We start from the raw sequence: 7,551 nt of genomic DNA, 5'->3' as shown, positions 1-7,551 counted from the left end.
TCGCCGACAGCGACAGGGTCAAAAGCCTCTGCTATCAGCCCTGGGTCCAGCAGGTCATTTCGTAGGTTCGCCGGTATGAATCGGTCGATCTGGGCGAATTGATCGCCAGCGTCCAGGCCAGCCTGAAAAGCGCCATCGATTCCAGCGGCGCCGAAATCGTGTCGGGGCCGATGCCGACCATCGTCTGCGACAGCGTCCAGATCGGCGCGGTCTTCCTGAACCTGGTCAGCAACGCGTTGCGCTACCGCCACCCGGATCGGGCCTTGCGCATCCGTATCGATGCCCGCAAGGAAGGTGAGTTCTGGCTGTTCTCGGTGGCCGACAACGGCATCGGCATTCCGGCGGAATACCACCAGGCGGTGTTCGAAATATTCCGTCGTTTCAACAAGCCCGGTCAGGAAAGCGGAACCGGAATCGGCCTGGCCTTGTGCCGACGGGTGGTGGAAGGCCACGGCGGACGCATCTGGCTGCAGTCCGACGGTGACGGCGCCACATTCTTCTTCACCTTGCCCGACGTCCAGCCAGCCACCAGCCCGTGACGATGATCACCGCCACGACGGCGACGATCAGCGTGCCCAGCGCGTTGACCTGGGGCGACACCCCCAGACGCACCGCCGAGAACACCTCGATCGGCAGCGTCGATGCCCCCGGCCCGGTGACGAACGAGGCCACCACCACATCATCCAGCGACAAGGTGAAGGCCAACAGCCAGGCCGCCGCCAGCGACGGCGCGATGACCGGCAGGGTGATCACCAAGAACACCTTGACCGGCCGCGCCCCCAGATCCATCGCCGCCTCTTCCAGGCTGCGGTCCATCTGGGCCAGGCGCGAGCGGATCACCACCGTCGCATAGGCCAGCCCCACGGTGGTATGGGCGATGACGATGGTGGAAAAGCCGCGCCCGTCAGGCCAGCCGATCAAATCCTCGAGGGCCACGAACAGCAGCAGCAGGGCCAGGCCCAGGATCACCTCGGGCATCACCAGGGGGGCGGCCAGCAGGCCGGAAAACAGCCCGCGCCCATGAAAACGGCCGAAGCGAACCAAGGCCAGCGCCGCCAGGGTGCCAAGACCCAGGGCGGCGGTGGCGCTGGTGGCGGCCACCTGCAAAGACAGCCAAGCGGCATCCAGGAACTCGGAATTGTCCCAAAGCTCGCCATACCATTTGGTCGAAAAGCCGCCCCAGATGTTGGCGACGCGCGATTCGTTGAACGACCACGTCACCAGCAGCACGATCGGCGCGTACAGGAAGGCATACCCGAAGGCCAGCGCCGACATCAGGAAGGCCGAGCGCTTCATATCCCGCGTCCTTCAAAAAGGACGAGGGATATTCTCATACCTTTGCCCTCGCCGGGCGGGCGCGTCCGCGCCCTTGGCCGCGCCCTCAATGGGCGCCGGATACCGGCCGACTGGTCAAACGGGCCAAATGAAGCGGCGGCCGGTATCATGACCGCCCGTCGCCTTCCAGCCGGCCCTGCAGGTGATGGAACAAGGCCATCGGCAGGGCCAGGGCCGCCAGCATCGCCACAGCCAGGGCCGAGGCCGCCGGCCAATCGCGGGTCTGCGCGAAGACGTCCCACAAGGCCTTGCCCATCATCATGGTGTCGCCGCCGCCCAGCAGATCGGGAATGACGTATTCGCCGACGGCGGGCACGAACACCAGCATCGAACCGGCGACGATGCCGGGCAGCGACAAGGGCAGGGTCACCGCCAGGAAGGCCCGCCACGGCGGCGCCCCCAGATCGGCGGCGGCTTCCAGCAGCGAGGGGTCCAGCTTTTCCAGGCTGGCGTAAAGCGGCAGAACCATGAAGGGCAGATAGGAATAGACGATGCCGATATAGACCGCCCAATCGGTATTCAGGATGATCAAGGGCTCCTGGATCAGGCCCAGGGCCAGCAGCAGACCGTTCAGCAGGCCTTCGTCCTTCAGAATCCCCATCCAGGCATAGACGCGGATCAGGAAGCTGGTCCAGAACGGCAAGATCACCAAAAGCAGCAAGGGGCCGCGCCGATCGGCCCTGGCCCGGGCGATCCCCAGCGCCATGGGATAGCCGATCAGCAGGCAGATCACGGTCGACAGCCCGGCGATGGTCAGCGACTGGAAATAGGCGCCGACATACAGATCGTCCTCGAACAACAGAATGAAATTGGCCAACGAGGCGCGCACCGTGACCAGGGCGCCGTCGGCGAATTCGAACAGGGGTTCATAGGGCGGAATGGCCGAACGCGATTCCGACAGGCTGATCTTGCCGACCATCAGCAAGGGCACCAGGAAGAACAGCGCCAGCCACAGGAACGGCAGGCCGACCACCAGGCGGCGGCCCCAGTCGCGCCGGGGACCCGCCACTCTCATCGCAGCACCACCTGATTGGCCGGATGCCAGGACAGGAACACCCGATCGTCCCAGGTCAGGCCGGGCTCGGCCGAATGACGCAGGTTGGCGGCGGTGGCCAGGACGATTTGGCCCGATTCCAGCCGGACATGATAGATCGAGACGTCGCCCAGATAGGCGATCTCGACCACCGTGCCGGCCACCAGGTTGGCAGCATCGGCGGGGGCCTCGCGGCCCATGGCCAGCTTCTCGGGCCGGATCATCACCGTGGCCGCACCCGCCGCCTCGCCCTGATCGACCACCATCGGCCGGGCAAGTCCCTCGGCCTGGAAGCACCCGGCCCCGGTCACCTGGCCGGCGAAGAAATTGGCGGTGCCGATGAAGTCGGCGACGAAGCGGTTGGCGGGATATTCATAGACCTCGTGCGGGCGGCCGACCTGCAGGATGCGGCCCTTATCCATCACCGCGACCCGAGACGACATGGTCATCGCCTCTTCCTGGTCGTGGGTGACCATGACGAAGGTGATGCCGACCCGCTCTTGGATATTGACCAGTTCGAACTGGGTCTGCTCGCGCAGCTTCTTGTCCAGCGCACTCAAGGGTTCGTCCAGCAGCACCACCTGCGGGCGCTTGACCAGGCACCGGGCCAGGGCGACGCGCTGACGCTGGCCGCCCGACAATTGATGCGGCTTCCTTTTGCTGAAATCGCCCATGCGGACCAGATCCAGCGCCTCGGCGACGCGGATGTCGATCTCGGGCTTCTTGACCCCGTCCTGCTTCAGGCCGAATGCGACGTTGTCAGCCACGCTCATGTGCGGGAACAGGGCGTAGGACTGGAACATCATGTTGACCGGCCGCTCATAGGGGGCGACCTCGGTCATGTCCTGGCCGGCGATCTCGATCCGCCCCGAGGTGGGGGTCTCGAAGCCGGCCAGCATGCGCAACAATGTGGTCTTGCCACAGCCCGACGGCCCGAGCAGGGAGAAGAATTCCCCCTCCTCGATGGTCAGGTCGATACCGTCGACGGCGGCGGTGGCGCCGAAGCGCTTTTCCACCGCCGTCAAACGAATGGCAGCCTTCTTGCCCACCCTTACTTGGCCGAGCGGAACTTCGCCCAGGCCCGGGTGCGGGCGCGGTCGAACTCCTTGGGGGCCGGCGGCGGCGCGGTAAACAGCTTGGCCTGCACGGCGGCCGGCGGGAAGATCACCGGATCCTTGGCGATGTCGGGATCGACCTTGTCCAGCGACGACGGCACCGCATTGGCATAGCCGGTCTCGTTGGTGATGGCGGCGATGATGTCGGGGCGCAGGATGAAGTTGATGAAGGCGTGCGCCGCCTCGGCATGGGGGGCGGCGGCGGGGATGGCCATCATGTCGATGTTGACCTGAGCGCCTTCCTTGGGGATCAGGATGCCGATATTCTGCTTCTTCTTGGCTTCCTTGGCCCGGGTGCGCGACTGCACCAGGTCGCCGACATAGCCGTGCGCGACGCAGATATCGCCATTGGCCAGATCGGCGCGATACTTCTCGGAATGGACATAGCGATAGTTGGGACGCAGCGGCATCAGCCCGTCCATGGCGGCGTTCAGCGCCTCGGTGGTCTGGGCCTGCGGGTCCATGCCCTTATAGGCCAGCATCGCCGGCACGCCCTCGATCGGGGTGTTCAGCACCGAAATGCCGCAGGCCTTCAGCTTGGCGGCGACCGCCGGATCGAACAGCATCGCCCACGAATCGGTGGGGGCGGCCGGCAGCAGCGCCTTGACCTTGTCGATGTTGTAGCCGATGCCGGTGGCGGCCATCATGTAGGGCAGGCCGTAAGCGTTGCCGGGATCGACCTTGGCCAGGTTGGCCAGCACGACCTTGTCGAGGCCGGCGGCGTTGGGGATCTTGGCCATGTCCAGCTTCTGATAGACGCCGGCCTTGACCTGGGCGGCGAAGAACGGCGAGGCCGACGGGAACACCACGTCATAGCCCGACTTGCCGGCCATCAGCTTGGCGTCCAGCTCCTCGTTCTCGCCATAGGTGTCGTACTTGACCTTGATACCGGTCTCGGCGGTGAACTTGGCCAGGGTGTCCTTGGCGATATAGTCCGACCAATTGTAGACGTTGACCACCTTATCCTCGGCGTTGGCGGCGGAGGCGGCGACGGCCATCGTACAGGCGACGGCGATACGGATCATGGAAGTGTTCATTCGACCCCCCAAGTTGGGCGCAAAAATGGGCAGTGGCGGCAGGCGGATATTTGCGGCCTGACGCGGTCGAGTCAACTGCGCTTTGTGCGATGTGCCGTCACATCCCCAGCTCACGCAGCTTGAAGCGCTGGACCTTGCCGGTGGCGGTACGCGGAATCACCTCGAGGAAGCGCACGTTGCGGGGGCATTTGTAGACCGCCAGCTTCGAGCGCAAGGTTTCCACCACGCGGGCTTCCAGGGCCGGCTCGCGCTCGCCGGGGGCGGCGACCGCGTACAGGACCAAACGCACCAGCCCTTCGGCATTGGCCACCCCGACGGCGGCGACATCGGCGATTCCCGGCACGGTCAGCGCCACTTCCTCGATCTCGGCCGGGCTGACCCATTGGCCCGACACCTTGATCATGTCGTCCGAGCGCCCCTGCGGCGACCAGAAGCCGTCGGCATCGACCGAGAAGACGTCGCCGGTGCGCCACCAGCCGTCCACCAGCACGCGGGCGGTGACGTCGGGGCGGTTGTGATAGCCGACGAACAAGGATTCGACCTTGACCCACAAATCGCCGGCCCGGCCGGGCTCGTCGAAGGCGGTGCCGTCGGGATTGGTCAGCATCACCCTGGCCCACGGCAACGGCTGGCCGGTGGTGCCCGGCTTGACCAGCCCGGGCCGGTTGGCGATGAACAGGAACAAGGCCTCGGTGGCGCCGATCCCTTCATAGACCGGCCGACCGGTGACTTCGCTCCACTCGCGGCACAATTCGGCCGGAAAGGCCTCGCCTGCCGAGACATAGCAGCGTGGAGCCCTAAACGCCTCGCCCAGGGCATGGCCTTCGCGCAACATCAGTCGGTAAAGGGCCGGCACCGACAACACCACTTCCGGCCGGTGTCGCGCGATGATCGAGGCCGCCGCCGCCGCGTCGGGCCAGCCCTGGTGCAGCACCAGGGTCGCCTGGGCCATCAGGCCGCCGATCAGGCAATGGCCCAGCGCGTAGGCGAAGAACAGCTTCGAGGTGGCGAACATCTTGTCGCCGGGCTTGACGCCCAGATTCTCGACCACATGGCGCACGCCGACCGGGATGGCGCCGACCCGGTGGACCGCTCCCTTGGGTTGGCCGGTGGTGCCCGAGGTATACATCCACAGGCAGGGATCGTCGGGGGTCAGATCGGCCGACGCCAAGTCCTCGCCGGCATCGCCCAGGAATGAATCGACCAGGTCGGACAGCACGATACGGATGGACGTGCCGGCCTGACGGGCGGCTTCCTCGGCGATGCTGGCCAGCGCCGCTTCACAGATCAGCAGGGCCGAGCCGGAATCGGCGATGGCATAGGCCAGTTCCTTGGCCGACATGCGCAAATTCAGGGCCACCGACACCAGACCCGCCCGCATGGCGCCCAGATAGGCGGCGACCAGCAAAACGTCGTCATCCAGGACGAACAGGACCGGTTGGCCCCGGGTCAGGCCCGAAGCCAGCAACGCGTTGCCGAAGCGGTTGGCGAGGCGGTCCAGTTGAGCATAGGTCACGACACGGTCGCCCGCCAACAAGGCGGGGGTGTCCCCCCGCCCTGCCGCCAGCGCCGGCCCCAGGATCAGGTCGGCGGCGTTCATCACAACTCCTTACTCGACGATGGTGAAGTCGCCCTTGTTGATCTCGACCATGCTGAAGGAAGACAGCGACAGGCCCATATGGTCGGTCGGGCTCATGTTGACCAGACCGGCGGTGCCGATGAAGCCCTGGGTCTTCTCGAGGGCGTCGCGCACCTTGGCCTTATCGGTGCTGCCGGCCCGCTTGACCGCGTCGACATACAGATAAAGGGCGTCGTAGGCATGGCCGGCCAGGGTGTTGACGTCCACCTTCCAGCGCGCTTCGAAATCCTTCTTGAAGCCCTGGACCAGGCCGCGCTGCGGATTTTCCGGGCGCAGATTGTCGGCGATCGCCAGGGCGCCGGCCGGCAGACGGGTGCCGTCGGCGGCAGCACCTACCAGCTTCACGAACTCCTTCGAGGCGACGCCATGCGACTGATAGGTCGGAAGCGTGATGCCCAGCTGCTTGATGTTACGGGTGACCACCGCCGGACCCTGGCCGGTGCCGAACACGAACAGCGCCTGGGCGCCGGCGGCGCCGCGGATCTTGGTCAATTGCGGGGTGACATCGACGTCGCGCGGCGAATAGACCTCGTCGGCAACCACTTCCAGCCCATAGGACGGGGCCAAAGCCAGGGTCTGGTCGCGACCGGACTTGCCGAAGCCGACATTTTCCGACAGCAGCGCGAACTTCTTGATGCCGCGCCGCTTCATGTCCAGGAACACCTTTTCCGCCGCCATGCGGTCGGTCTGGGGGGTCTTGAAGGTCCACTTGCGCACCGGCTCGACGATGCCGACGCCGCCGCCCATCGACAGATAAGGCATCTCGGCCTTTTCCATCAGCGGCAATACCGACATGCTTTGCGGCGTCCCCGACCCCCCCATGATGACATCGACCTTGTCGTTCTCGATCAGGCGCTTGACGCTGGTGACCGACTTTTCCGGGTCCGAGGCGTCATCGTAAAGGATCAGCTTGATCGGCCGGCCCAGCAGTCCGCCGGCGGCGTTGATCTTCTCGACCTCCATTTCCAGCGTCTTCTTTTCGGGGTCGCCCATCAGCGACATCACACCGGTCACCGCCAGAAAGGCGCCAACCCTGATCTCGTCGGCCGCCTTGACCGACAGCGGCGCCAAAGCAAGCGACAGCGCCGTAAGGCCGGCTCCGGCCCAACGCAAAACTTTCATCGTCAACCTCCCATTCGATCGGTTCGTTCGCAGGCAGCGCTCGTATCGGCGCCGTTATGCGCATTCTAGTACCGGATTACCGTTAAACAGAAGAGGTTTTGTCTTGCCGGCCCCACCGGAATGTCACAACGCAGCTGGTTTAATGATACGCTTTTCTTTACCCAACCATTGTTTTCTGAACTGCTTTATTCTGATACCGGCGAACCTACGAAATGACCTGCTGGACCCAGGGCTGATAGCAGAGGCTTTTGACCCTGTCGCTGTCGGCGA

At 65.1% G+C, this 7,551-nt stretch carries 7 protein-coding genes; 1 reads left to right on the top strand and 6 read right to left on the bottom strand.

From position 1 onward, the window contains the following. Nucleotides 1-98 precede the first annotated feature (98 nt). Nucleotides 99-539, top strand: coding sequence for a sensor histidine kinase (locus tag A6A05_RS00380; RefSeq protein WP_068496359.1), 441 nt, complete (start codon nucleotides 99-101; stop codon nucleotides 537-539). On the opposite strand, the gene A6A05_RS00375 is transcribed toward A6A05_RS00380, so the two are convergent. The 6 genes from A6A05_RS00375 to A6A05_RS00350 form a co-directional block, all read right to left on the bottom strand. Continuing rightward, nucleotides 502-1,296 carry an ABC transporter permease subunit gene (locus A6A05_RS00375; RefSeq protein ID WP_068496357.1) on the bottom strand — a complete coding sequence of 265 codons (795 nt, stop codon included), beginning with the start codon at nucleotides 1,294-1,296 and terminating at the stop codon, nucleotides 502-504. The two genes, A6A05_RS00380 and A6A05_RS00375, sit on opposite strands and share 38 nt — an antisense overlap. Nucleotides 1,297-1,441: 145 nt before the next feature. Continuing rightward, nucleotides 1,442-2,350: an ABC transporter permease subunit gene (locus A6A05_RS00370; RefSeq protein WP_068496355.1), complete on the bottom strand. Its 909-nt coding sequence runs from the start codon at nucleotides 2,348-2,350 to the stop codon at nucleotides 1,442-1,444. Next, nucleotides 2,347-3,417, bottom strand: coding sequence for an ABC transporter ATP-binding protein (locus A6A05_RS00365; RefSeq protein WP_068496352.1), 1,071 nt, complete (start codon nucleotides 3,415-3,417; stop codon nucleotides 2,347-2,349). The genes A6A05_RS00370 and A6A05_RS00365 overlap by 4 nt, the downstream gene beginning before the upstream one ends. A 2-nt stretch (nucleotides 3,418-3,419) precedes the next feature. Further along, nucleotides 3,420-4,508 (bottom strand): extracellular solute-binding protein, encoded by a 1,089-nt coding sequence (locus A6A05_RS00360; RefSeq protein WP_156520825.1) that lies wholly within the window; start codon nucleotides 4,506-4,508, stop codon nucleotides 3,420-3,422. 109 nt (nucleotides 4,509-4,617) lie between these two features. Next, nucleotides 4,618-6,120 carry an AMP-binding protein gene (locus tag A6A05_RS00355; protein WP_068496348.1) on the bottom strand — a complete coding sequence of 501 codons (1,503 nt, stop codon included), beginning with the start codon at nucleotides 6,118-6,120 and terminating at the stop codon, nucleotides 4,618-4,620. A 9-nt stretch (nucleotides 6,121-6,129) separates the two neighbouring features. Continuing rightward, nucleotides 6,130-7,281 carry an ABC transporter substrate-binding protein gene (locus A6A05_RS00350; RefSeq protein WP_068496346.1) on the bottom strand — a complete coding sequence of 384 codons (1,152 nt, stop codon included), beginning with the start codon at nucleotides 7,279-7,281 and terminating at the stop codon, nucleotides 6,130-6,132. Between the last annotated feature and the right edge of the window lie 270 nt (nucleotides 7,282-7,551).

This window comes from Magnetospirillum moscoviense (genome assembly GCF_001650635.1).
GTDB classification, from domain to species: Bacteria; Pseudomonadota; Alphaproteobacteria; order Rhodospirillales; family Magnetospirillaceae; genus Magnetospirillum; species Magnetospirillum moscoviense.
Note: the sequence above shows the minus strand (reverse complement) of the source record. Positions and strands in the feature narration are given on the sequence as shown.